Origin of the sequence: Streptomyces sp. NPDC052052 (genome assembly GCF_040680455.1) — a bacterium.
In the GTDB taxonomy this organism is placed as follows: domain Bacteria; phylum Actinomycetota; class Actinomycetes; order Streptomycetales; family Streptomycetaceae; genus Streptomyces.
Window position 1 is genome coordinate 105842 of record NZ_JBFAWU010000006.1, and the last position, 23869, is coordinate 129710.

A 23869-nucleotide genomic window follows, 5' to 3' on the forward strand; every position below is an offset into this window, starting at 1 on the left:
GGCGAGGAGAAGCCATGAACAAAAGCCCCACCCGCGAGGGAACGGCCCACGACCGCGCCCTCCAGGAGACCTCCCGGCAGCTGGCACGCGAGCTGCTGCTGGTCAGTCCGGACGACAAGGACCTGAAACTGCGCTACCTCGACGTCCTGATCAAGGAAGGCATCCCGGAGACCGACGAGCCCAAGGACGTGCTGATCGTCGGCGCCGGGATCGCCGGTCTGGTTGCCGGGAAGCTGCTCAAGGACGCCGGGCACCACGTCACCGTCCTGGAGGCCAACGCCAACCGGGTCGGCGGACGGATCAAGACCTTCCGCTCCACCGGCGATCAGGACGGCCCGTTCCACGACCCGGCGCAGTACGGGGAGGCCGGGGCGATGCGGCTGCCCAGCTTCCATCCCCTCACCCTGGCCCTGGTCGACAGCCTCGGCCTGAAACGGAAGCTGTTCTACAACGTCGATGTCGATCCCGACACCGGAAACCAGAACCCGCCCGTCCCGCCGGTGGTCTACGAGTCCTTCGAGGACGGCAAGGTCTGGAAGTACGGCGAGGACAGCCCGCACTTCCGTGAACCGGACAAGCGCTTCAACAGCTGGATCCGTACCAACCGGATCCAGGCCCGCCGCAGCGAGTACGCCGCCGACCCGAGCGGCGTCAACGAAGGCTTCCACCTCACCGGCGACGAAGCGCGGATCACCGCCGCCGAGATGGTCAACCAGGCGCTGGAGCCGGTCCGCGACTACTACTCGGACATCGCAGAAGACGGCAAGCGGGTGCGCAAGCCGTTCGCCGAGTGGCTGGACGGCTGGGCCCGGGTGATCCAGGACTTCGACGGCTACTCGATGGGCCGTTTCCTGCGCGAGTACGCGGGCTTCAGCGACGAGGCCATCGAGGCGATCGGCACCATCGAGAACATGACCTCGCGGCTGCACCTGTCCTTCTTCCACACCTTCCTGGGCCGCAGCGACATCAACCCGGACGCCACCTACTGGGAGATCGACGGCGGCAGTTGGCGGCTGCCCCACACTCTGGCCGAGGAGCTACGGGACGAACTCGCCATGGGCGAGCGGATGATCCGGATGGAGTACTGGGACCCGCGCCGCGACGGCGGGGACGGACAGAACGTCGGACCGGGCGGGCCGCGGGTCGTCGTCCACACCGTGCCCGAGGGCGACCCGGAGGCTGAACCCACGCTCTGGGAGGGCGACTTCGCGATCGTCACCGTCCCGTTCTCCGCACTGCGGTTCGTCCAGGTCTCGCCCCCGTACTCGTACAAGAAGCGCCGGGCGATCATCGAGACGCACTACGACCAGGCCACCAAGGTTCTGCTGGAGTTCTCCCGCCGGTGGTGGGAATTCACCGAGGCGGACTGGAAGGAGGAGCTCGAATCCATCGAGCCCGGCCTGTACGACTACTACCAGGGGGCCGGCGAGGAGGACACCGAGGCGGCCAGGGCGGCCGCGCCCAACGGGCACCGGCCGCCGCCCAAACCACCGAGGGTGCTGCTCGGTGCCCACCGGAGCGTGGACGCGAGCCGGATCAGCCAGGAGCAGTTGGAGGTCTTCCGGCACACCCCGCTGCGCGGCTCGAGTGTGCGTCCCGCCACCCACTGCTTCGGCGGCGGTTCGACCACCGACAACCCGAACCGCTTCCTGTACTACCCCTCGCACCCGGTGCCCGAGAGCGACGGCGGCGTGGTGCTGGCCAGCTACAGCTGGTCGGACGACGCGGCGCGCTGGGACTCGATGGCCGACGCCGAGCGGTATGTGTACGCGCTGCGCAACCTCCAGTCGGTGCACGGCCGGCGGATCGAGGTGTTCTACACCGGCTACGGCCAGACCCAGAGCTGGCTGCGCGATCCGTACGCCTTCGGCGAGGCCGCGGTGTACACCCCGCACCAGATGACCAGCTTCCACCTCGACGTGGTCAAACCTGAGGGCCCGGTGCACTTCGCCGGCGAGCATGTCTCGCTGAAGCACGCCTGGATCGAGGGCGCGGTGGAGACCGCCGTGCGCGCGGCGATCGCCGTGCACGAGGCGCCCGCGCCACCGCCCCGCGCCGAACCCGAGATCCGGGCCGAGGTGCGGACCGGTCACGCACGCAAAGCGGAGGTGTTCAGCAAGTGAGCGGCAACAACGAATGGACGGTGGCCCGTTACCTGGCCACCAGACTGGAGCAGTTGGGCATCCGGCACCTGTTCGGGGTGCCGGGCGACCACCTCGGCCCGTTCCTGACGATCATGCACGACACCACCGAGGTGCGCTGGGTCGGCACCCCGACCGAGATCGGTGGCGGCTACGCCGCCGACGCCTACGCCCGGGTGCGGGCCGCCGACGCGGACCTCGCCAAGGGCGAGCAGGGCGTCGCCGCGGTCGCGGTCACCTACGGCGTGGGCGCGTTCAGCATGCTCAACCCGATCGGCGGCGCGTACGTCGAGTACGTGCCGGTGATCGCGATCAACGCGGCGCCGCCGTACGAGCAGTGGCTCAACTACCAGGCGGTCGGCCTGCTCACCTCGCACATGAGTCAGCGCAGGGAGAGCAATCTGGAGGTCTACCGGCAGGTCACGGTGGACGCACAGGTGATCTCCAACCCCGGGCTCGCGCCCTCGCAGATCGACAGCGCGATCACTGCCGCCCTGACCGAGCGCAGGCCCGTCTACCTGGAGGTGATGGACGACCTCTGGAATGCCCCGTGCGCCGCTCCTCAGGGCGAACTCCGGCGCCAGGAACGGCCGTTCACCAAGAGGAACGAGCAGATGCTCGCCAAGGCGGTGGAGGCCTCGGTGGAGCTGGTCGAACGGCTCGGCACGCCGGTGCTGTGGGCGGGTGAGGAGCTCGAGCGGAACCGGCTGGAGCGGGAGCTGGTCTCGCTGGTGGAGCTGACCGGCATCCCGTTCTGCACCACCGTCGGTGCGAAGTCCGTGGTATCCGAGTACACCCCGGGCTTCATGGGCGTCTACAACGGCAAGGCGAGCCTGCCGGAGGTGCGCGAGGCGTTCAAGGCCGCCGGGTGCCGGATCGGCCTGGGCACCTGGTCGACGTCGAAGAACCTCGCGGGCGAGAAGTCGATCGGAGACGACTGGATCGTCGCCGCCCGCGAGGGCGTCAGCGTCGGCGCGCAGTACTTCCCGGACGTCCAGCTGGCGCGGTTCGTCCCGGCGCTGCGGGACGCGCTGGGCCGCGCCTTCGGCAAGCGGGCGTTCGAGACCGACCTCTTCGCCCGGGCACACGCCAGGGACCGGAAGGTCCCGGCGAGCACGAGCGCCTTCCTGACCGGGCTGAGCAGCACGGACTACCCCGAGGAGCTCACGTACGACGGGTTCTTCCAGCACATGAACGACTTCCTGTGCGGCCAGGCGGACGGCGAAGGCCCGGAGGCCACCTCGCCGTTCACGGTGGTCTCGGACGCGGCGTTCGCACTGCTGGGCTCGATGAACCTGCGGATGGCGGAACGGGCCGGTTTCGTGGCCCAGAACAGCTGGCTGTCCATCGGCTACTCGGTCGGCGCGGCCACCGGGGTGGCGCTGGCCCGCCAGCAGCCGCTCAAGCGGCCGCTGGTGTTCGTCGGGGACGGCTCGTTCCAGGAGATCTGCCAGGAGCTGTCCACGCAGGTGCGCCACCACCTGCGGCCGGTGGTCTTCGTCCTGGACAACGAGGGCTTCTACGGCATCGAGCAGATGCTGGTCAGCCCCTGCTACTACAAGGAGAAGCCGTCCGACGGGGCCGACTTCTACAACGTGCTGCACCCCTGGCAGTACGAGAAGCTGGCCGAGGTCTTCGGCTCGGAGAAGGACCGGATGCACGGGAGGGAGCTCACCACCCACACCGAGCTGGAATCGCTGCTGCGCGACATCGCCGATCCGGGCAACGACATCAACCACGCCCCGATCCTGGCCCGGGTCCGGCTCAGCCGGCACGACTATCCGCGGGCGCTCCAGTACAACATCGACGAGAAGTGCACATAGCCGCCCCACGGCGCACCGGCCCCGGGCCTCGGACCGGGGCCGGTGCGCGCTGTGGAGGCAGCGAGGGGTGCGTGGGGTGTCCTGCGTTCCTCCTCGCGCACGAATGCCGCGAGTGCGGCAAGCAGGGCGGTCGGTGAGACGGCCTTACGCCTCTCAGTCGCCCTCGGGGCCATCCGCCGCTCCAGGTCCGCACGTTGGAGTGAACCCCGCCGGGGCCGCCGCCCTGTGGGCCGGGCAGGCCCCGCCGTATCCGGTGTCCTGTCGTCCGAGGAGAGGCCGGTGGGTGCGGGCGCGGGGCGCGACGCAGCCGGAACGAGAGGGATTTTCCATGTACGGCCCAGGGGCGAAGCGGGAAGACGCCGAGGGCCTGCCCGGTGCCCACGAGGCCCCGGACACGGCGGCCGCGGCGGCCGGGGCGGCCGGGGCGGCCGAGGCCGTCCTGACAGCTCGTCTGGGTGTCCTGCTGGAGGAGGCCCGCCGGGTGGACGCGGTGTTCGCCGAAGAGCTGGCCGGCCGGGTGGCGAGGTTCGTGCTGCGGGGCGGCAAGCGGCTGCGCGCCTCGTTCACGTGGTGCGGGTGGCTGGCGGCGGGCGGCAAGGACGGCCTGGACACGTCCCTGCGGGTCGGGGCGGCGCTGGAACTGCTCCAGGCGTGCGCCCTGATGCACGACGACGTGATGGACGACTCCGCGGTGCGCCGGGGTGCGCCCGCCGTGCACACCGAGTTCGCCGGGCTGCACCGGGCGGCGGACATGCGGGGGTCGGCCGCCTCGTACTCCGCCTCTGCCGCCGTGCTCGCCGGGGACCTGGCGCTGGCGTGGGCCGACGACCTGCTCGCCGAGACCGCGCAAGCCTCGCCGTACGGTTCTCGGCTGCTGCGGGAATGGCAGGCCCTGCGCGGAGAGGTGGCGGCCGGCCAGTACCTGGATCTGCGGGCGCAGGCGACCGGATCCTCGGACCCGGACGAGGCGATGACCGTCGCGGCGCTGAAGAGCGCCCTGTACACCGTGGGCCGGCCGCTCGCCCTGGGGGCGGTCGCGGCCGGTGCCGATGCCCGGACCGCGGACGCCTTGCGGGCCGCGGGGCTGTCCGCGGGACTGGCGTTCCAGCTGCGGGACGATCTGCTCGGCGCGTTCGGGGATCCGGCCGCGACGGGCAAGCCCGCGGACGAGGACCTGCGCGGGCGCAGGCTCACCTATCTCCTGGCGGTGGCCGTCCGGCGCGCCACCGATGCGGGCGACGCCGACGCACTGGCCGCCCTCGCCCCGGGCCGGTTCCCCGCGGACGCGGCGGCGCCGGACCGGATGCGGGCCGCCCTCGAACGCACCGGCGCACGTGCGGCGGTGGAGGAGAAGATCGCGTCGCTCGCCACGTCGAGTCTGCGGCAGTTCGCCGCCGCCGGTGCGGACGCCCGCGCACGGCAGGAGTTCGCCCGGACGGTGGCGCGGGCCGTGGGTGCGGTGCCCGCCGGGCACGAGGGGGAGGGCGCGTGAGGACGGTGCCCGGTCCCACGGACCATGTGGTGGTGGTCGGCGCCGGGCTGGCCGGGCTGGCCGCCGCACTGCATCTGCTGGGCGCGGGCCGACGTGTGACGGTCCTCGAACGGGAGGCGGGGCCCGGGGGCCGGGCCGGGCGACTGGAGGTCGACGGCTACCGGCTGGACACCGGTCCCACGGTCCTGACGATGCCTCACCTGGCCGACGAGGCGTTCGCGGCCGTCGGCGACAGTCTGTACCGACGCGTCGACCTGATCCCGTTGCACCCTGCGTACCGGGCGCTCTTCGCCGACGGCAGCCGACTGGACGTCCACACCGACGGTGACGCGATGGAGGACGAGGTACGGCGCTTCGCCGGGGGCGCGGAGGCCGCGGGGTACCGCCGGCTGCGCCGCTGGCTGGAGCGGGTGTACCGGGCGCAGATGCGTCGTTTCATCGACACCAACTTCGACTCGCCCCTCCAGCTCCTGACCCCGGACCTGGCACGGCTGGCCGCGCTGGGCGGCTTCGGCCGGCTGGGACCCCGGATCGGCTCGTTCGTCTCGGACCCGCGGCTGCGCCGGGTGTTCTCCTTCCAGTCGCTGTACGCGGGTGTGGCGCCCGCCCGCGCGCTCGCCGCATACGCCGTGATCGCGTACATGGACACGGTCGCCGGCGTCTGGTTCCCGAAGGGCGGCATGCACGCGCTGCCCCGGGCGATGGCGGACGCGGCCGCCGGGGCGGGGGCGCGGCTGTGCTGGTCGGCGGAGGTGAACGCGCTGGAGCGCCCGGCGGGGCGGGTGCGGGCCGTACGGCTGGCCTCCGGCGAGCGGATCGTCTGCGACGCGGTCGTCCTGACACCCGATCTGCCCGTCGTCCACCGGCTGCTGGGCCGGGCGCCCCGGCGCCCGGTGCCGTTGCGGCACTCCCCTTCGGCCGTGGTCCTGCACGCCGGGACGGACCGAACCTGGCCGCAGCTGGCGCATCACACGCTGTCCTTCGGTACGGCGTGGGAGCGCACCTTCGAGGAACTCACCCGCACCGGAGAGCTGATGAGCGATCCCTCTCTGCTGATCACCCGGCCGACCACGCACGACCCGTCGCTCGCGCCGGACGGCAGACACCTGCACTACGTCCTGGCCCCCTGCCCGAACACCGCCACCGGCCCGTCCGCCGACAGCTGGCGGGACGGTCTGGGGCCGCGGTACCGGGACAGCCTGCTGGCGGAGCTGGAGCGCCGCGGTCTGGACGGCTTCGGGGCCTCGCTCGAACGGGAGGTGCTGGTCACCCCGGCGGACTGGACGGCTCAGGGGCATGCGGCGGGCTCCCCGTTCTCCGTGTCGCACACGTTCGCGCAGACCGGTCCCTTCCGGCCCCGCAACCTCGTACGCGGTGCCGAGAATGTCGTACTCGCCGGGTGCGGCACCACGCCCGGCGTGGGGGTCCCGACGGTCCTCATCAGCGGCAAGCTCGCGGCGGCCCGGCTCACCGGCAGCCGGCACACCCCGCCCCCCTGGCCGGAACGTCGAAGGGCCACCGATGAGCCGTCGTGAACTGGACGCGGCCGGGGTCCGGGACCCCGCCCTCCGCGCCGCGTACACCGCCTGCCGCCGGCTCAACGCGCGGCACGGCCGGACGTACTTCCTGGCCACCCGGCTGCTGCCGGTGGAACGCCGCTGTGCCGTGCACGCGCTGTACGGGTTCGCCCGGTGGGCGGACGACATCGTGGACGGCCTGGACCACCGGGTGCCCCACGCCGAGCGGGACAGCCGGCTGCGCCGACTGGAGAGCGACCTGGCGTACGGGCTGCGGACCGGTGGCGGCAGCGAGCCGGTGGTGCGGGCGGTGGCGGACACAGCGGACCGGTACGCCATCGACCACGGCCTGTTCGCGGACTTCCTGGGATCGATGCGCAGCGACCTGCACGTGACGGACTATCCGACCTACGCGGACCTGCGCGCCTACATGCACGGTTCGGCCGCGGTGATCGGCCTGCAGATGCTGCCGGTGCTGGGGACGGTCACCGCCCGGGAGGAGGCGGCCGGTCACGCGGCGGCGCTCGGGGTGGCCTTCCAGCTGACCAACTTCCTGCGGGACGTGGGCGAGGACCTGGACCGGGGCCGTGTCTACCTGCCGGCCGACCTGCTCGCCGCCCACGGGGTGGAGCGGCCGCTGCTGGAGTGGAGCCGCCGGACCGGGCGCGGCGACCACCGTATCCGTGCCGCCCTCGTGGAGGCCGAGGCGATGACCCGGGCCGTGTACCGGGAGGCGGAGCCCGGCATCGCGATGCTGGAACCACGGGCGCGGCCCTGTATCCGTGCGGCGTTCACCCTGTACGGCGGGATCCTGGACGCGATCGCCGCCGACGGCTACGCCGTGCTGCACCGGCGAGCCGTGGTCCCGGTCCGGCGCCGGATGGCCGTCGCGCTGGCGGGGTTCGCCGGGGCCGCCGGGGCGCGGCTGCGGTCCGCGCCCCCGAGGTCGGCCACCCCCGTGGGCGCGGAGGCAAAGAGGCCCGGGCGGTGAGCGGGCGGCGCTGGACCTCTCCGTTGCGGCTGCGGCGCGCGCCCGACTGGGAGCGCCAGCCTCCGACCTGGCGCGAGGCCCGGCCCTCCCTGATCGCCGGTGCGCTGGAGCGGTCCGCGGCCCGCCCCTCGGGCAACTGGTACGTCGTCGGGGCCTCGCGGTCGTTCGGTGCCGCGGGCCGGCCCCACGGACGCACGGTCGCGGGGGAGGAGGTCGTCCTGTGGCGGGCCGGGGACGGTTCACTGCGGGCCGGACCGGGGGCCTGCCCCCACCTCGGTGCGCCGCTGCGGCACGGACGGGTGGTGTGCGGAACGCTGCTGTGCCACTGGCACGGGCTGGCCCTGGACGGCGGGCGGCGGGCCGGGTGGGAGCCGTATCCGGTGCATGACGACGGGGTGCTGGTGTGGGTGCGGGTGGACGCGGCGGGCGGCGAGGCCCCGCTCGCGCGCCCGGTCGTGCCGGTGCGGCCGGACGCCGGGAGCGCGGTGGACGCGGTGTTCACGACGGTGGGCCGGTGCGAACCGGAGGACGTGGTCGCCAACCGGCTGGATCCCTGGCACGGTTCCTGGTTCCACCCGTACGCGTTCGCCGGGCTCAGGGTGACCGGCGTACCGGAGAGTGGCGGGACGCCGGGCCAGGGGGACGACGCGTTCGCCGTCGAGGTCGCGTTCAAGGTCGCGGGCAGGCTGGTGGTGCCGGTACGGGCGGTGTTCACCGCTCCCGAACCCCGTACGGTCGTCATGCGCATCGTGGACGGCGAGGGTGCCGGGTCGGTGGTGGAGACCCACGCCACGCCGCTCACCGCCCCGGGGGACACACACCCACGGACGGCGGTGGTCGAGGCGGTCGTGGCGTCCTCGGACCGCCGGGGGTTCGCGCTGGCACGGACCGCGGCCCCGGCCCTGCGGACCCTGATGCACCGGGCTGCGGGTCGGCTCTGGCGGGACGACCTGGCGTACGCGGAGCGCCGGTGGTCGCTGCGGCGGACCGGGCGTTTCCCGGGCTGAGGCGGTCCGGGTCCGGGCGTTCCCGGACAGCCCCGTCAGTACCTCGACGCGCGGCGCGCGAGGGCACCCAGGAGCCGGGAGCGGCCGGACCGGGGGACGGTCCAGAGGATCTGGCCGCGCACGTTCCAGTCGGCGAGGAGGGCGTTGGCGGCCAGGAAGCCGGACGTCGCCGCGCGTTCCATGAGGGCGACCGGCAGCCCGGTGCGGACCAGGTCGCCCGCCAGGACGACCTGCGGGTGGGGGGTGCGCACGGCGGGCCGGCGGTGGTGGCCGCCGACCGGGAACACCGGGCAGTCCGCGCGCCACTCGTGGCGCACGTCCACGGTCCTGGCGTCGGCGGTCTCGGGGTAGATCTCGTGGAGCTGCCGCAGGACGCGCCGCTGGACCTCCTTCCGTTCGGCGTTCGCGTCGACGGCGTACGCGTGCAGTTCGACGACGCTCCCGCCCGTTCGCGCCGCCCAGCGGGACGCCTCGCCCTCCCAGCGGTCGAGGACGCTGATGTTGTCGAGGCCGTCGTATCCGCTGGTCCCGAGGAAGCCGGGGCGGCCGGCCCGTACGGGGCGGTCGAGCCAGAGGCGGGAGACGAGGAACGGGGGCGCGGTGCGCAGCGCGGCGATGTCCTCGCGCCAGGACGGGGCGCCCAGTTGCCCCGAGGCCGCCACGACCTGGCGCAGCCCACCCGTGTCCAGGGCCAGGACGACGGCCTGGTACCGGCCGGCGTCCCGGTCCTCGGCCTCCACGGTGACCGTTCCGTCCGGGTGCGGACGCAGCCGGTGGACCGCTGTGCCGGTGCGCACCTTCGTGCCGAGCCTGCGCAGGTACGCACCGAGCGGCTGCCACAGCGCCTGGGGGAACGGCTCGCACGGTACGTCGAAGAGCAGCCCCTCGGACGAGCCGAGGAAGTAGATGTGGAACATCAGCAGGAGTTCGGCCGCGGACAGTTCGCACGGGTCGGCGAAGAAGCTGCGGGAGAACACCTCGAAGGCCAGATGGCGTGCCGCTTCGGGGAAGTTGATCCGCCGCAGGAAGTCCTCGGCGCTGACACGGTCGAAGCGTTCGTACACCTCGGGCACGCGTACGTCCAGCAGCGGCAGGGCGGCCCGCGGGTCGATCGCCGCGAGGTCCCGCAGGCCGAACGTGGGGCTGAGCGCGACGAATCCGAGCGCGCTGAACGGCGGGGTCCTGGGCACCCGGGCGAAACTGTCGGACATGCCGTCGCGGTGGTGGAGCGGGTAGTCCGGCAGCCCGGTGAGCGCCGTGAGGCCGGGGTCCGCCCGGCGCAACAGGCCCCGCAGGTTGTAGTACTGGCGGAAGAAGGCGTGGAAGCCCCGGCTCATGGTCGCCGGGGAACCGTCGGCGAGCCGGACGGGCCACCCGGCGACGCGCCCGCCCAGGGTGTCCTCGCGTTCGTACAGCGTGACCTGGACGCCGCGTTCGGCCAGTACGGTCGCCGCGGCAAGCCCCGCGATGCCGCCGCCGACGACCGCGGTGGAGGGCGCGTCGCCGGTGAACCGCTCGCGCCCCGGGGGCGGCAGGAGGACCTCGGCCCGGCGGTCTCGTCCGTGACGGTGTGGACCGGGGCGCCGGGGCCGGCTCATGCGGCCTCCGTCCCGGCGGGACCGGATCCTCTTCGGGCGAGGAACGAGTGGACGATGCCGGTCTGCCAGCCGGCGACGGGGAGGGTCCGCACGCAGGTGAAGCCGGCCCTGCCGAGCCGTTCGGCGAAGGCGGGTGCGGTGTCGAACGCGAGGACGCTGCGCCACAGATGGTGGTAGAGCTCGCGGTCACCGGTCAGGGTGCCCGCCGGCAGCACCACTCCCCGGCAGACCGCCTGCCACACGGCCCGGTGCAGCGGAGACCCGCTGAGGGTGTACTCGTGAACGAGGAGACGGCCGCCCGGGACGAGCAGGTTGCGCACCGTTTCGAGGACCGCGCCGGGGCGGGTGACGTTGCGGAACAGATAGGCGGCGAAGACCGCGTCGTAGGGTCCGTCGTCGACGGTGAGTTCCTCCGCGGGCCGGTGCACGAACCGTACGGTCGGCGGCCACCGCTTGGCACGGGCCCGTGCCAGCATCCCGGCGGAGGCGTCGGCGGCCGTGATCCGGGCGTACGGGGCGGCCCGCAGCAGTGCCCTCGTCGACGTCCCCGTACCGCAGCCGAGGTCGAGGATCCTCAGGCCCCGTCCCCCGTCGGGAAGCCGGAGGCGGCGGGCGGAGCGGAACAGGTCGGTGCGGTACCCGGGGTTCAGCGCGGTGAGACGGTCGTAGGAGTGCGACGCGTCGTCGAAGGCGCGGACCAGATCGTGGTCGCGGAGCAGGGTCATCGGGGGCTCTCCTCGGGTCGGCCGGCGGCCCGGCGGGGAAGGAACGGCAGTTCGGCCGCGGTGCGGAGCATCGGTCCCACGGGCGTGCGCAGGCCGATGCCGAAGTCCTCCCAGGGGGTGCTCCCGCCGTCCAGGAAGCGCAGCATCCGCTCCATCGGCACACGGCGGAACAGATCGGTGAGAAGACGCGGTCCGTCCACCCGGCCGGTGTCCAGCGCGCGCAACAGGACGGCGTCCATGGCCAGGTGCCTGCGCCTGTGCGGCGGCGGCACGGCCGTGCGACCGCTCCGCAGTGCCGCGGCCACGGCCCTGCTCTGGCGCTGCACGGCGGCGAAGGTGTAGCCGGTCGCCGGCCGGGTGGCGCCGCCGGCGGCGCCGATGAGGAAGGAGGCGGCGCCGGTGCGCCGGGGGAAACGCGCGTCGGTCATGGGGATGACCCCCTGCTCGACGGAGTCCACGGTGAACGGACCGAGTCCCAGGACGTCCTCGGCGTAGTGCCGCAGAGCCGCGTCGTAGGCTGACGTCGTCAGGGGGGCGCGGGAGAACTCGGTGTACTCCACGAGTGCCCGGTCCGGCGCGAGCGGCAGGACGTAGCCGAAGGCCAGTCCGTGGTGCGGCTGCGGGACCCGGAAGTCCATGAGGTCCGCCACGCCGGGATCGAAGCGGGCAGCGGAGGTACGCAGGAACCAGCCGCGGAAGTGCTGGAGCAGCAGCGTGCGGTACGGGGGTGGGGCGTGCGGCGGCCGTGAGTCGAAGACGAGTCGGCCGCGGAGGGTGAGCGACTCCCCGCCGGGTGTCGTGCAGCGCACTTCGGCCCCGCCGGGCGCGTCGCGCACCTCGTGGGCGGTGGCCCGCAGGAGGCGGGCCGTGGGGCAGGCCGCCAGCCGGGAGTGGACGAGCTGTTCGAAGCGGCCCGAACGGATCATGCGGTAGCGCAACGGGGCCGGGTCCGCCTCGACGACGGTGCCGTCGCCACCCCGCACCCGCAGACGCGTCCAGGAGGCCGCCACGGCGCCCTCGAACTCTCCCGGGCCCGCCTCCCAGTAGCACCAGGTGCGCTCGGCGGGCCGGAGCGGTCCGTCGGGGGCCTCGACCACGGTCACGGCGGTGGTACCGGTCCTGGTGAGCCGGTGGGCCAGACAGAGTCCGGCCGCGCCACCGCCCACGACGACGACGTCATCCAACCCCGCGCCGGCCGGGTCCGGGCGGCTCACCGCCGCCGCTCCGGTGTCAGGGCCCGCGCGCCGACCGCATCCTGACACCGCCCGCCAGCGCCTCGCCCCGCCCGCGCCCGGGGGCCGGCCGCCGGTGCGGGTGCGGCCGGCCCGGGCGGTGGTGGGCCCTGTTGCTTCGTCATCCGGGCACCTCGGCTTCGTCCTCGTGCGGCTGACGGGCTGCCAGACGATCACGTACCGGGCGCCGGGGCCAGGAGCCTCCACGGCCGTCGCCTCATCGTGTGACGCGGGTGGCGGACCCGGCGGCGTCACCGGTCCGCCACCCGTCGGCAACCGCCCAGGATGCGTCCGCACCGGTGAAACACCCCCGGTGCGCGCGCGGCCGGATCGCGAGGTCCCGGGAGCGCTGTATGTGTGGGGCTCCAGCCCTACACCGTGCGAGGAGCAGTTGCCATGGCATCACAACGCTCGAAGGTTTCCTACACCGTGCCCGGAATGAGCATGGAGGACAGCAGGCAGATCATCTCGTTGCTGCAGATGCGTCTGCACTCCCTCAACGACCTTTCCCTCACCCTCAAGCACGTGCACTGGAACGTCGTCGGTCCGCACTTCATCGCCGTGCACGAGATGATCGACACCCAGGTCAACCAGGTCCGCGCCATGGCCGACGACGTGGCCGAGCGGATCTCCACCCTCGGCGGCGAACCGAACGGCACTCCCGGCGCGCTGGTACGGGACCGCAGCTGGGACGACTACTCCATCGGCCGGGCCGAGTCCATCGAGCACCTCGGTGCCCTCGACCTCGTCTACGACTCGGTCATCAAGGACCACCGTGAGGCGATGCAGGCCACTGATACGTCGGACCCCGTCACCCAGGACATCCTGATCGAGCAGCTCCGCGGTCTGGAGCTCTTCCAGTGGTTCGTCCGCGCCCACCTCGAGTCCAGCGGCGGCGCGCTCAGCACCCAGAACGCCGCGACCGAGGTCGCCGCGGCGGGCCAGGCCGCCGACCAGGCCCGCAACCAGCCCTGACGGCGGAACGGCAGACACGCCGCCCCTCCCGCATCCACCTGTCCGCCTGACCGGGTGTCAGGCCCTGGCGGCGGAAGAGCGGCCGGGCCGGCTCCCGCGGACGGTGAAGCAGGTCGACACGCCCCGGGACAGGACCGGCGTGCGCGCGTCCGGTCGGGGGAGGATCCTTCCGTGAGGCCTGCTCCGGATCCTCGCGCACCAGGGCCACGCCCTCCGGGCGGGACCCACCGGAACGGGGTCCGGCCCGTCGTTCGATCCGAGGAGTTCACATGTCCAAGCCGCCTCTGCCTCCCCAGGCCGTGGAGCTGCTGCAGCGCCCCAACCCGTGCGTCATCGCCACGGTCCGTGCCGACGGCTCGCCCGTCTCCACGCCCACCTGGTACCTGTGGGACGACGGCCGGGTGCTGATCAACATGGACGAGGGCCGAGTCCGGCTGAAGCACCTGCGCAACGATCCACGCGTCACGCTCACGGTGTTCGACGGAAAGAACTGGTACACCCATGTCACCCTCATCGGGCGCGTCACCGAGATGCACGACGACAAGGGCCTGGCGGACATCGACCGCCTCTCGGTCCACTACACCGGCCACCCGTATCCGGACCGAGAACGGGCCCGGGTGAGTGCGTGGATCGAGGTCGACCGGTGGCACGGTTGGGGCGCGATGAAGGACAGCGACCAGGCGTCGCCCTGACGTACAGCCACACGGTCCCGCACCCGCGGACCCACCGGCCCCGCAGCGCGACCCGCGGGACAGAACGGCATCCGGGCCCGGCCCGGTCCGTCCCGCAGCGGTGTGGCCGGCCCGGCCGCCGTACGTACGTCCGTGCGGCGGCCTTCGTGTGCCGACGGCTTCCCGGAGCCGGAAGAGGGAGCGTGCAGGACTTCGCCGCGGATCTTTCAGCGAGGCGTGCCGTGGCGCCGGCGGCTCATGCGTGTGTCTCGTTTCTTTTCGCCGTCCGGCTCTGCCGTGATCTGGTAGGACAGCAACTGCTGGAACAGGCCCGGTTGTTGGGCGAGCTGTGCGTAGGTGCCGTCCTGGACGATCCTGCCTTCGTCGAGAACCACGACGCGGTCGGCGATGGCGACATTGGTGATGCGGTGGGTCACCAGCAGTACCGCCAGGTCCCGGGCGAGGTCCCGCAGGCGCTGGAAGAGGGAGTACTCGGCGCGGGGATCAAGATTCGCGGTCGGCTCGTCGAGAACCAGCAGACCCGCCTCACGGAAGAACGCCCGGGCGAGGGCGATGCGCTGCCACTGGCCGCCGCTGAGTTCCTCCCCGTTGAGCCACTCGCGGGCCAGGAGGGTATCGAGGCCGGCGCCGAGCTTGTCGACGACTTCGTCGGCGCCGGCTGCCGCGCACGCCTCACGGACCGCCGCGTCCCCGCGTGCTGTGGGCTGTCCCTGGGTCACGTTCTCACGCACGGTCAGTGGCCAGTGCGCGTAGTCCTGCGGCACGAGGGCGACCTGTTGCCACAGTGCGTGCGGGTCGGCGTCGCCGGTGGGGACGCCGTCCCACAGCACGTGCCCCTCCGTGGGCAGATACAGGCCGCTGACCAGCTTCGACAGCGTCGACTTGCCCGAGCCGTTGAAGCCGACCAGGGCGGTGACCTCGCCGCGGCGCAGGGTGAGCGATACGTCGGTCAGCGCGTCGCGATCCTTGCCGGCGTACCGGTGGGTGACCGCCTTGACCTCGATCGTCCTCGGCGGATCAGGGCGGTGCGGACCTCGGCGCATACGGAAGCCGCCGGCCTTGTCCAGGAAGCCGGTCCAGTCGTCCATGTACAGGCCGGTGCGTACGGCACGCGCCCCGACGGACACCAGACCGCGCACCGATTGCCCGGCCGTCTGCAGAGCGAACACGGCCGTCCCGGCGTGCCCGACGCTGATGCGGCTGGTAGCCAGCAGCCACACGACCGCCGCCCACACCACCGCGGACCCCAGACCACCGCACAGCGCGCCGACCATGGACATCCGGGCGCCCTTGTCGGCTGCGGCGCGGTCCTCGTGGTTGATCCGGGCGACCGTCTGACGGTAGCGGCCGGACAGGAAGGCGCTCATGGTGCCGGCCCGGATCTGGTCGGCGGCTTCCTTGGTGTAGATGTGCCAGCGCAGCACCGACAACATCCGGTTGTCGCCGTTGCTGCGAAGGTTCGCCAGGTAGCGCACCCGAGCGGCGCTGACCTGAGCCAGGGCCTGTGGGAGGCTCGCCGCGACGAGGAGCGGGAGAAGGACCCAGTGCACGCCGGCCAGCACGATCGCCCCGGCGAGGAAGCTGGCGCCCGAGGCGATCAGGTCCTGGCCCTCGTCGATCAGGTCGCCGGTGACCTGGGCGCCGCGATCGGCGGCTTCCCGGTCGCGGTTGAAGTCGGGGTCGTCGTAGGCGCACAGCTCGACCTCGGCGCAGCCGGTGAGAAGCATCTGCTCCGCTTCGCGCGACATCAGCGGGCCCAGCCGGGAGGACAGCCAGTTGACGGTGATTCCGAGGAGCGCGCGCACACCGGCGGCGCCGGCAAGCAGGGCTACGGAGGGCCACGCCTGAAGGAGCCGGTGGTAGACGTCTCCGCTGCGCAGCAGGGCGGTCAGGGTGCCCGCGATGGCGACCAGGCCCAGGGCCTGCAATACGCCGGTGGCGGCTTGGCACAGCAGGAGGCCCACGGTCGCTCGCCGGTCGACGCGCCAGGCGAGAGCCAGCGAGCGGCGCACCAGTTGCGGCAGGCGTCGGGCCATGTCGCGCATCCGAATCGAGCGGCCGGCCGCCTCGCGGCTGCCGGTCAGATCGACGTACCGCATCTGCGCCTCGGAAGCGGGGGCGGGCGAGGTGCCGCCGGGTGCGGGCGGCGCGGACGGGGACGCTGTTGGGGTGGTGCGCGGACCCGGAACATGGCCGGCCGCTGCCTCGGTCGGTTCACTCATGCCGCCCACCTCGGATCCGGACGTGCTGAGCTGAGGCTGCCGTCAACGTGGTGGGTGATCCCGCCGGGCCGCCGTTCGATTCCAGGGGGCTGCTGCAAGGGGGCAGGGGTGGGTTGCATCGCGTGTCCTCCGTCTGGGCGTCGGTGTGGCACTGATGCACTAAAAACGGGCTGGACCTGGTCTCGTCACGGCCGATCGGAGGGCATTTGGCGAACGTGTGTTCTTATGCAGGAGGTAGGGCGTGCGGGCTTTGGGGGGTCGCGGCTCAAACTCGTTCGATCAGGGCGGTTCACTCCTTCAGGGGGTTGCGTACCGGACGGCGAGCCTGAGAACGATCGGTGTCGTATTTGCACGACGACTGTTGTCATCCGCGTGCGGCCTCCTGGTGCCGGTGCTTTTGGGCCGGCCTCCGCGGGTCGCCGAGAAGCGGCGTTGTCGGTGGGCTTCGCCGGGGTGTGCGTCGTGGATGAATGGGTGGAGCGTGTCAACGGTCGAGATCGCGTGCTGGGGGTGGTCAGCCGTCGGGAGGGCATCCGGGAGGGTTGGTTGCATCGGGTCGCCGTGACAGTGTGTCGTGATGATGGTGGCCGGATCCTCGTCCACCGGCGGTCGGAGCAGGTGCCGCGCTTCCCCGGGCTCTATGAGGTCGTGATCGGTGGGGCCGTGGATGTCGGCGAGTCCTGTGAACGGGCCGCCGCACGGGAGATGGCCGAAGAGCTGGGTATTCGTGTGGTGCCGCGCCTGCTGTTCACGTTCATCAACCGCAGCGGTTTGAGCCCTCACTGGCTCGGCGTGCATGAAGCCGTGGTGCCGGACGCCGTGGTCCCCGATCCCGTTGAGGTCGCCTGGCATGGCTGGCTGACCGAGCCGGAGCTTGGCTCGTCCCTGCCGGATTGGCGCTTCACGGCCCGGGAGCTGTGGAGAGAGCTGGCGGTGAAGCCCGTGGAATTCTCCGCCTCGGACGGGGCGAACGTCGTGGTCTCTCCTTGCTCGCGGTTGTGTCCGCCGTTGTGGACGGGGATCGTGGTCCTCGGCGGCGCCGGCATCGTCACCGTGCCGAGCGTGCAGGTCGCCCAGTTGATGGCGGGCGCTTCAAGCAAGCTGTCCGATGAGGAGCTCGTCGACGAGGCCCGCTTGCGTGCGGTGTTGCCCGTCCTCGACGTACTTGGCCCTGCGTCCCTCCTCTACCTCGATCCCGCCGACTTCCTGTCTGTGCAGGGAGGCGCCGTTGTCGAGGAGTCGGTGTGCGGCGACGATGAGCTGGCCGCGCTCCTGGCCCGTGCTGGTGAAGAGGACGCCGGCGAAAGCGGTTTGGAGTGGATTACCTCTCCTGCATTCGTCTTCCGCGAGGGTGACGACGTGGTTGCTGCGGCCGGCTATCAAATTTGGCCGCAGTCGGTGGCTCACCTGAGTGTGCTCGTTGCGCCGGAGCATCGAGGTCGGGGGCTGGCGCGGGTCGTGGCGTCTGCGGCAGTGGCGCATGCATGTGACGCCGGGCTGCTTCCGCAATGGAGAGCACGGCCGCATTCGTCGCAGCGTGTGGCACTTGCGCTGGGCTTCCAGGAGCTGGGTTCCCAGCTCAGCGTCCGTCTCGGCGAGCCGCTGCGGTAGCCGCACCCAACCTGCCTGTCCTGGTCGAAGTTCGTGGATTCTCCACCCCGTTCACGGGGTGGAGAATCCACGGGGCTGGTCGGGGCGGGACGTCAGCCCATCTGGTCCTCGGCCGACAGGTGTTCCACCGTCCGCCCGGTCTCGGTGAACGTGCGGGTCACATGCCCCGACGAGTACACCCACAGAATCCGCAACGGCCGGTCGCCGATGTTGCGGAACAGATGGGGGATCGGCGAGGGAACGTAGGTGGTGTCGAACTGCCCCAGCTTCGTCACCTCGCCGTCGACCACCACCTCCGCCTCGCCCTCCAGGATCGTCACGTGCTCGTCGCAGTTGTGCGAGTGCAAGGGGGCTCCGGAGCCGACCGGATAGACGCTCATTCCGCTGGTGATCCGGTTCTCCCCGCCCGCCGACGGCGTGGTGATCAGCGGTGTCGTCACGACCGAACCACCACGGTCCAGCAGGGGTACGGACGCGGCCTTGATGATGGTGGTCATCCGGGGTTCTTCTCCTCACTCGGGGGCTGCGGCGACCGACGTTAGGCCGCCTCCCTGTCCTTGGGCGCTCTCCGGCGTGCAGCTTTACGTTGCGCTCCGGGAGGGGTGAGCTTGCAGAACCCGGCTGTACCGTCGGCTGGCGTCCCACGGCGTATCGACTCGTGAGCGCAACATGCCGGAAAGAAAAGGCAGGTATCGGCCGGATGAGGCTTCCCGTTCTCAACGATGAGCAGATGACTCCGCGGCAGCAGGAGCTGGCCGCCCGGATAGCCGGTCGGCGCGGTGCCGTCCGCGGCCCGTTCCGGGTCTGGCTGCACAGCCCGGAGATGTGCGAGCGGGCCGAGTCCCTCGGCGCCTTCGCCCGTTTCGACTGCAGCCTCCCCAAGCACCTGCGTGAACTGGCGCTGCTGATGGCGGCACGGAACTGGGACGCGCAGTACTCCTGGAACGCCCATGTGCACCAGGCGATCGAGGCCGGCGTTCCGGAGGCTGCCATCAAGGCCATCGCCGAGAAGCGCGAGGCCGTTTTCGACAGCGAGGCGGACCAGGCCTTCTACCGGTTCTGCCGTGAGGTTCTTGAGGAGCACTTCGTCACCGACGCCACCTTCGCCCGTGCCCTGGAGCACTTCGGCGCCAAGGGACTCGTCGACACCATCGGCGCACTCGGCAACTTCACCATGCTCGGCATGTGCCTGAACGCCTTCCAGGTGGACCTCCAGGCCGACAAGGAACCCCCGTTCCCGGACATCCGCGGCTACGAGCGTGTCATTCCGGGCACGGACGGACAGCGGCCGTGAGCTCGACCGGGGAGACAAGCGCTCGGGGAGGGACGGACGTGACGGGGAAGACCGCCGTCGTTACTGACGGGCCGTCCGCCGCGGCCGTCCTCCGCGTCCGGGGTGTCACCAAGAGCTTCGGTGGCGCGGCGGCCCTCAAGGGCGTCGACCTCGACCTCCACCCCGGCGAGATCCACGCCCTCATGGGCATGAACGGAGCCGGCAAGTCGACCCTGGTGCAGATCCTCTCCGGAGTGCACCAGGCCGACGGCGGCACCGTGGAGGTGGACGGACGGATCCAGTCCCAGCTCACCGTGCGCCGGGCCCGCCGACTCGGCATCGCCTGTGTCCCGCAGCGCCGGGAACTGGCGACGGGGCTGACCGTCGCCGAGAACATCATGCTCGGTGACCTGCCCACCCGGGGCCGCGCGGTGAACTGGAAGGCGGTCCGGCAGGATGCCCAACAGGCCCTGAGCGGCCTCGGCATCGACATCGACGTGCGGCGCGTCGCCGCCTCCCTCACCGTGGCCGAGCAGACCATGGTCGAGGTGGCGCGGGAGGTGCGCCGAGGCGGCCGGATCCTGATCCTCGACGAGCCGACGGCCTGTCTCGGCGCCAAGGACGCCGACCGGATCCGCGCGTTGGTGCGCACCCTGCGGGACGAGGGCGTCGCCGTCGTCTACATCTCCCACTACATCGACGAGGTCATGACCGTCGCCGACCGCTTCACCGTGCTGCGCGACGGAGCCGTGGTACGCACCGCGCCCGCGGCGGAACTCGACCCCGCGAGCCTGGTGCGCGCCATGGTGGGCCGGGACGTCGTCTCCCGCCGGCCCGAGCGGCCCGCCCCCAGGGAGGAAGCCGGACTCACGGTCCGCTCCCTGAGCCACGGACAGGCCATCCGGGACTTCGCCGTCGAGGTGCGCAAGGGGGAGATCGTCGCCGTTCTCGGGCCCGCGGGCGACGCGCAGTCACGGCTGTTCGACCTGCTCTCCGGCCGCCGGCACCCCGACTCCGGGGAACTGCGCGTCGGTGGCAGGCCCGTGCCGTTCGGAAGGGTGCGTGCCTCCCTCGCCGGGGGCCTGCGCTGCGTCACCGGTGACCGACGCACCCTGGGCCTCGTCCCGGGACTGTCCGTGGACGAGAACCTGATGCTGGCGAGCGACCGCTTCGCCCGCCGCAGGCTGCACCGCCGCGGTCAACTCACCCACCGCGCCGCATCTCTGCGCAGTGGTTACGGCGTGGTCGCCCTCACCGGCAACCCACCCGTGGGAACGCTGTCCGGCGGGAACCAGCAGAAGGTGCTGCTGGGCAAGTGGCTGGAGACCGAGCCGGTCGCCTGCTTCCTGGAGGACCCCACCAACGGGGTCGACGTGGCCGCCATGGCCGACATCCACCGTCTCATCGACGACCTCGCCGCGCGGGGGGTGGCCGTCCTGCTGGCCTCGTCCTCCGCCGAGGAGGTCATGCGTCTGGCCGACCGGGTCGTCGTGGTCAGCGCCGGGTGCACGGTCGCCGAACACGACGTCACCGCCATCACTCGCGACGAACTCGTCGCCACCGCTCTCGGAGGTCAGCCCCAATGAGCCTCAAGGCCTCTTCCGCCCCCGCCTTCCGTGACACCGCCACAGCCGACGGCCCGCCCGGGCGCGCACCGTCCCGGCTGAAGCCCAGGGGTCTGGTGCGTGTCCCGCACGGCGGACTCATCGTCGTCCTGGTGCTGGTGGCCGTGTTCACGGCCGTCCAGGCCGACTCCTTCACCACCTCGCAGAACCTGCTCAACGTGCTGCGGCAGATCAGCGTGACCGCCGTCCTCGCAGCCGGACTGACCCTGCTGATGACGGCCGGTGGCATGGACTTCTCCATGGGCAGCAATGCCGCCGTCACCCTCTCGGTCGCCGCCCAACTGCTGCACGACGGCTGGTCGACGGCCCCCACCGTGCTCGTGACCCTGCTCCTGGCGACCCTCATCGGTCTGGTCAACGGGCTGGTGGTGACCTTCACCCGGGTCGCTCCCTTCGTCGTCACCCTGGCCACCGCGATGCTGCTGGACGGTGTTGCCCTGCTCGTCCTCAACGGCATGAGTGTCACCATCGGCGACAAGATGTCCACACTGGGCAACTCCGAATTGCTCGGCGTCCCCTACCTGCTGATCGTGGCGGTGCTGGCACTCGCCCTGACCGGCCTGGTCATGCGGTTCACCACCTTCGGCCGGGACGCCTTCGCCATGGGCGGCAACGAACACGTCGCACGGCTCAGCGGTATCAACGTCTCCGGACGCAAGCTCGCCCTCTATGCCCTGGCTGGTGCGCTGGCCGGACTCGCGGGCCTGATGCTGCTCTCCCGGCTGGGTGCCGCGGCACCCAACACCGGCGGTCTGCAACTGCAGTTGACCGTCGTCGCGGCCGTCGTCATCGGCGGCACCTCACTCGCCGGCGGCCACGGCACCGTCGTCGGCACCACGCTCGGTGTGGTGCTCCTCGGCGTCGTTGCCAACGCTCTGAACCTGCTCCAGGTCAACAGCTACTACCAGTACGTCGTCACCGGCGGAGTGCTGCTCGTCGCGGCGATCGTCAACGAGTTCCAGCGCAAGTCCGCGCCAGGACACTGACTAACCCTCACTTCCTCCTCGTAGAGGGGGATTTACCTCATCAGGAAGGGTGTACTCATGTATAGATCATCCCGTTTCCGTCACGTCACCGTCGGTCTCGCGGGTGCCGCGGCACTCGTGCTCTCCGGCTGTGGCTCACAGGACGAGGGCGGCGCCTCGGACGCGGTCTCCCTCGGATTCGTCAATGGTGCCAACACCCACTTCCACACCTGTCTGCTGAAGTCCGTTCAGCAGACGGCCAAGAAGGAAGGCGCCAAGGTCTACACCGCCAACTCCAAGCAGGACGCCGGGACCGAGCTGTCCAACATCGAGGACATGATCTCCCGCAACGTCGACGCGCTGATCGTCCAGACGGTCAACGTCGATGCCCTCGACGGAGACATAGCCAAGGCCAAGAGCGCGGGCATCCCGATCTATCTGACGTCCGTGATCGCCTCCGACATGTCCGACGTCCTCGGCGCCGCCGTCGTCGACCTGAAGAAGGTCGGCGCGCTGGACGCCGGATGGATCGAGAAGGACGCCGCGGGCAAGAACGTCGAGGTCGGTGTGGTCGCGGGTGCCCCGGGTGCCGCCTCGGACCTTCTGGTGGGCGGCTTCACGGACGCGCTGCCGTCGAACGCCAAGGTGGTCGCCAACCAGCCCGGCATGTTCAACCCGGTCAAGGCCCAGGACGTCGCCGAGAACATGATTCAGGCGCACCCGGGACTCGACTACGCCTTCGTCGCCAACGAGGAGATGGGTCTGGCCGTGCGGAAGGCGTTCGACGCGGCCGGCGCCAAGGACGTGAAGATCGTGTCCGTCAACGGTACCGAGGACGGAGTGGCCGCCGTCGAGGACGGCCGGTTCTCCGCCACCGTCGCGAACTCGGCGCTGACCATCGGGCAGACCGCCGTGAAGAACGTTCTGGGACTCCTTGACAAAGACAAGAGTGCTGACAAGATTGCCGACATTCCCCTGACCCTGGTGACCAGGGAAAACGTAAGCGCGGCACCGCAGTACTGCCCTGAGTGAGAGGGAGCCCGAAGACCGTGGACCGTCTGCTCCTCATGCACAGCTTCGTCACCGTCGCACAGGTCGGCAGCTTCAGCGGAGCGGCCAGAAAGCTGGGTTCGTCCGGCTCGCTGGTCTCCCGTCACGTCGCCGAGCTGGAACGGCAGATCGGGGTGCGGCTGGTCAACCGTACGGCCCGTTCGGTGAGCCTCACCGAACCGGGCCATCGGTACGCCGCGTTCGCGGCGCGCGTTCTTGAGGAAATCGAGGCCGAGGACGCCGTCATCGCCCAGTCGCACGACCGGGCCGAGGGCACGCTGAGCATCATCTGCCCCAAATGGATAGGCAGCCTCGATCTCGGCGACGCCATAGCGGCGTTCTCCGCCGCGCACCCCAGGATCCAGGTGCGTTTCGAACTCGGCGGCATGTCGGACCGCACCTACGATTTCCTGGACAGCGGTTTCGACGTCGCCTTCCACACCAGGGACTTGAGGGACTCCAGTGTCCGCCTGAAGAAAATCGCCTCGCTGCCCTTCGTGCTCTGCGCGGCGCAGACATACCTGGACCGTGCGGGCCTGCTCACCGAACCCAACGGGCTGGCCCAGCACGAGTGTCTCGTACACGTGAATGACCCCGTGTGGCGCATCGGGCACGGACACGCCAGCACCCTCCACAAGATCCGCAACATCGCCTTCTCGTCGAACTCGTACATCGCCCTGCAGAAGGCGGCCGTCCACGGCCGCGGCATCGCCCTGCTCCCGCAGCGTTCCGCCTACGACGACCTGGTCGCCGGGGCCCTGCAGGTGCTGCTGCCCGAACTGGCCGTGCCCGACCGTCCGCTGTACGCGATCTACGGACCCGGGCAGAACACTCCCCGCAAGATCAGCGTGTTCCTGGACTTCCTCGCCCAGTGGTTCACCCAGAACCCCATTCCGGCGCTCCGCCCGTAGGGGCCGTCGCCTCCCAGCC

At 71.4% G+C, this 23869-nt stretch carries 19 protein-coding genes and 1 pseudogene; 15 read left to right on the forward strand and 5 right to left on the reverse strand.

Features of this window, described 5'->3' with window-relative positions:
• The first annotated feature begins 14 nt into the window (after positions 1 to 14).
• The 6 genes from AB0L71_RS09265 to AB0L71_RS09290 all read left to right on the forward strand — a co-directional run bounded on the left by AB0L71_RS09265 (position 15) and on the right by AB0L71_RS09290 (position 8971).
• Positions 15 to 2123 (forward strand): FAD-dependent oxidoreductase, encoded by a 2109-nt coding sequence (locus tag AB0L71_RS09265; protein WP_365240010.1) that lies wholly within the window; start codon positions 15 to 17, stop codon positions 2121 to 2123.
• Positions 2120 to 3964: a thiamine pyrophosphate-binding protein gene (locus AB0L71_RS09270; protein ID WP_365240012.1), complete on the forward strand. Its 1845-nt coding sequence runs from the start codon at positions 2120 to 2122 to the stop codon at positions 3962 to 3964. Before AB0L71_RS09265 ends, AB0L71_RS09270 begins: the two co-directional genes overlap by 4 nt.
• A 328-nt stretch (positions 3965 to 4292) precedes the next feature.
• Positions 4293 to 5456: a polyprenyl synthetase family protein gene (locus AB0L71_RS09275; protein WP_365240014.1), complete on the forward strand. Its 1164-nt coding sequence runs from the start codon at positions 4293 to 4295 to the stop codon at positions 5454 to 5456.
• A complete protein-coding gene (gene crtI / locus AB0L71_RS09280) occupies positions 5453 to 6991 on the forward strand; it encodes a phytoene desaturase family protein (protein ID WP_365240016.1) in 1539 nt (512 codons plus the stop codon). The genes AB0L71_RS09275 and crtI overlap by 4 nt, the downstream gene beginning before the upstream one ends.
• Complete coding sequence (locus AB0L71_RS09285) at positions 6978 to 7964, forward strand: phytoene/squalene synthase family protein (RefSeq protein ID WP_365240018.1); 987 nt, start codon at positions 6978 to 6980, stop codon at positions 7962 to 7964. Before crtI ends, AB0L71_RS09285 begins: the two co-directional genes overlap by 14 nt.
• Entirely contained in the window at positions 7961 to 8971 is a 1011-nt protein-coding gene (locus AB0L71_RS09290; RefSeq protein ID WP_365240020.1) for a DUF5914 domain-containing protein, read from the forward strand. The genes AB0L71_RS09285 and AB0L71_RS09290 overlap by 4 nt, the downstream gene beginning before the upstream one ends.
• A 35-nt stretch (positions 8972 to 9006) precedes the next feature.
• On the opposite strand, the gene AB0L71_RS09295 is transcribed toward AB0L71_RS09290, so the two are convergent.
• Genes AB0L71_RS09295 through AB0L71_RS09305 form a run of 3 tightly spaced genes read right to left on the reverse strand, consistent with a single transcriptional unit; the run spans position 9007 to position 12508 of the window.
• Positions 9007 to 10569 (reverse strand): FAD-dependent oxidoreductase, encoded by a 1563-nt coding sequence (locus AB0L71_RS09295; RefSeq protein ID WP_365240022.1) that lies wholly within the window; start codon positions 10567 to 10569, stop codon positions 9007 to 9009.
• Positions 10566 to 11294 carry a methyltransferase domain-containing protein gene (locus tag AB0L71_RS09300; RefSeq protein ID WP_365240024.1) on the reverse strand — a complete coding sequence of 243 codons (729 nt, stop codon included), beginning with the start codon at positions 11292 to 11294 and terminating at the stop codon, positions 10566 to 10568. Before AB0L71_RS09300 ends, AB0L71_RS09295 begins: the two co-directional genes overlap by 4 nt.
• Complete coding sequence (locus AB0L71_RS09305) at positions 11291 to 12508, reverse strand: lycopene cyclase family protein (RefSeq protein WP_365240026.1); 1218 nt, start codon at positions 12506 to 12508, stop codon at positions 11291 to 11293. The genes AB0L71_RS09300 and AB0L71_RS09305 overlap by 4 nt, the downstream gene beginning before the upstream one ends.
• A gap of 414 nt (positions 12509 to 12922) precedes the next feature.
• Here AB0L71_RS09305 and AB0L71_RS09310 point away from each other — a divergent pair, with 414 nt between their 5' ends.
• Together AB0L71_RS09310 and AB0L71_RS09315 are read left to right on the forward strand one after the other, a co-directional pair.
• The gene (locus tag AB0L71_RS09310; protein WP_365240028.1) at positions 12923 to 13501 is read left to right on the forward strand and encodes a DNA starvation/stationary phase protection protein; all 579 of its coding nucleotides are present in this window, start codon (positions 12923 to 12925) and stop codon (positions 13499 to 13501) included.
• Positions 13502 to 13770: 269 nt separating this feature from the next.
• Positions 13771 to 14193 carry a PPOX class F420-dependent oxidoreductase gene (locus tag AB0L71_RS09315; protein ID WP_365240029.1) on the forward strand — a complete coding sequence of 141 codons (423 nt, stop codon included), beginning with the start codon at positions 13771 to 13773 and terminating at the stop codon, positions 14191 to 14193.
• Between the two features lie 206 nt (positions 14194 to 14399).
• Here AB0L71_RS09315 and AB0L71_RS09320 read toward each other — a convergent pair whose 3' ends face one another.
• The gene (locus AB0L71_RS09320) at positions 14400 to 16292 is read right to left on the reverse strand and encodes an ABC transporter ATP-binding protein (RefSeq protein ID WP_365240369.1); all 1893 of its coding nucleotides are present in this window, start codon (positions 16290 to 16292) and stop codon (positions 14400 to 14402) included.
• Between the two features lie 576 nt (positions 16293 to 16868).
• Here AB0L71_RS09320 and AB0L71_RS09325 point away from each other — a divergent pair.
• Both AB0L71_RS09325 and AB0L71_RS09330 read left to right on the forward strand, forming a co-directional pair.
• Positions 16869 to 17321 (forward strand): annotated as a pseudogene (locus tag AB0L71_RS09325) (NUDIX domain-containing protein); the annotation flags it as partial.
• Positions 17322 to 17495: 174 nt separating this feature from the next.
• Positions 17496 to 18026: a GNAT family N-acetyltransferase gene (locus tag AB0L71_RS09330; RefSeq protein WP_365240371.1), complete on the forward strand. Its 531-nt coding sequence runs from the start codon at positions 17496 to 17498 to the stop codon at positions 18024 to 18026.
• A 92-nt stretch (positions 18027 to 18118) separates the two neighbouring features.
• Here AB0L71_RS09330 and AB0L71_RS09335 read toward each other — a convergent pair whose 3' ends face one another.
• Positions 18119 to 18523, reverse strand: coding sequence for a cupin domain-containing protein (locus AB0L71_RS09335; RefSeq protein WP_365240031.1), 405 nt, complete (start codon positions 18521 to 18523; stop codon positions 18119 to 18121).
• A 233-nt stretch (positions 18524 to 18756) separates the two neighbouring features.
• Here AB0L71_RS09335 and AB0L71_RS09340 point away from each other — a divergent pair, with 233 nt between their 5' ends.
• The 5 genes from AB0L71_RS09340 to AB0L71_RS09360 are packed head-to-tail and all read left to right on the forward strand — an operon-like array spanning position 18757 to position 23850.
• On the forward strand, positions 18757 to 19320 hold the full coding sequence (locus AB0L71_RS09340) for a carboxymuconolactone decarboxylase family protein (protein WP_365240033.1): 564 nt from the start codon (positions 18757 to 18759) through the stop codon (positions 19318 to 19320).
• 38 nt (positions 19321 to 19358) lie between these two features.
• Complete coding sequence (locus AB0L71_RS09345) at positions 19359 to 20885, forward strand: sugar ABC transporter ATP-binding protein (protein WP_365240035.1); 1527 nt, start codon at positions 19359 to 19361, stop codon at positions 20883 to 20885.
• Entirely contained in the window at positions 20882 to 21910 is a 1029-nt protein-coding gene (locus AB0L71_RS09350) for an ABC transporter permease (protein WP_365240038.1), read from the forward strand. The genes AB0L71_RS09345 and AB0L71_RS09350 overlap by 4 nt, the downstream gene beginning before the upstream one ends.
• 57 nt (positions 21911 to 21967) lie before the next feature.
• Positions 21968 to 22921, forward strand: coding sequence for a sugar ABC transporter substrate-binding protein (locus AB0L71_RS09355; protein WP_365240040.1), 954 nt, complete (start codon positions 21968 to 21970; stop codon positions 22919 to 22921).
• 17 nt (positions 22922 to 22938) lie between these two features.
• Positions 22939 to 23850, forward strand: a complete 912-nt coding sequence (locus tag AB0L71_RS09360) for a LysR family transcriptional regulator (RefSeq protein WP_365240042.1) — start codon at positions 22939 to 22941, stop codon at positions 23848 to 23850.
• Positions 23851 to 23869 lie beyond the last annotated feature (19 nt).

Excerpts from the sequence above, each read along its gene's own strand:
- AB0L71_RS09265 (WP_365240010.1), top strand. The coding sequence starts at position 15 with ATGAACAAAAGCCCCACCCGCGAGGGAACGGCCCACGACCGCGCCCTC.
- AB0L71_RS09275 (WP_365240014.1), top strand. The coding sequence starts at position 4,293 with ATGTACGGCCCAGGGGCGAAGCGGGAAGACGCCGAGGGCCTGCCCGGT.
- AB0L71_RS09285 (WP_365240018.1), top strand. The coding sequence starts at position 6,978 with ATGAGCCGTCGTGAACTGGACGCGGCCGGGGTCCGGGACCCCGCCCTC.
- AB0L71_RS09295 (WP_365240022.1), bottom strand. The coding sequence starts at position 10,569 with ATGAGCCGGCCCCGGCGCCCCGGTCCACACCGTCACGGACGAGACCGC.
- AB0L71_RS09300 (WP_365240024.1), bottom strand. The coding sequence starts at position 11,294 with ATGACCCTGCTCCGCGACCACGATCTGGTCCGCGCCTTCGACGACGCG.
- AB0L71_RS09310 (WP_365240028.1), top strand. The coding sequence starts at position 12,923 with ATGGCATCACAACGCTCGAAGGTTTCCTACACCGTGCCCGGAATGAGC.
- AB0L71_RS09315 (WP_365240029.1), top strand. The coding sequence starts at position 13,771 with ATGTCCAAGCCGCCTCTGCCTCCCCAGGCCGTGGAGCTGCTGCAGCGC.
- AB0L71_RS09320 (WP_365240369.1), bottom strand. The coding sequence starts at position 16,292 with ATGCGGTACGTCGATCTGACCGGCAGCCGCGAGGCGGCCGGCCGCTCG.
- AB0L71_RS09330 (WP_365240371.1), top strand. The coding sequence starts at position 17,496 with ATGGCGGGCGCTTCAAGCAAGCTGTCCGATGAGGAGCTCGTCGACGAG.
- AB0L71_RS09335 (WP_365240031.1), bottom strand. The coding sequence starts at position 18,523 with ATGACCACCATCATCAAGGCCGCGTCCGTACCCCTGCTGGACCGTGGT.
- AB0L71_RS09340 (WP_365240033.1), top strand. The coding sequence starts at position 18,757 with ATGACTCCGCGGCAGCAGGAGCTGGCCGCCCGGATAGCCGGTCGGCGC.
- AB0L71_RS09350 (WP_365240038.1), top strand. The coding sequence starts at position 20,882 with ATGAGCCTCAAGGCCTCTTCCGCCCCCGCCTTCCGTGACACCGCCACA.
- AB0L71_RS09355 (WP_365240040.1), top strand. The coding sequence starts at position 21,968 with ATGTATAGATCATCCCGTTTCCGTCACGTCACCGTCGGTCTCGCGGGT.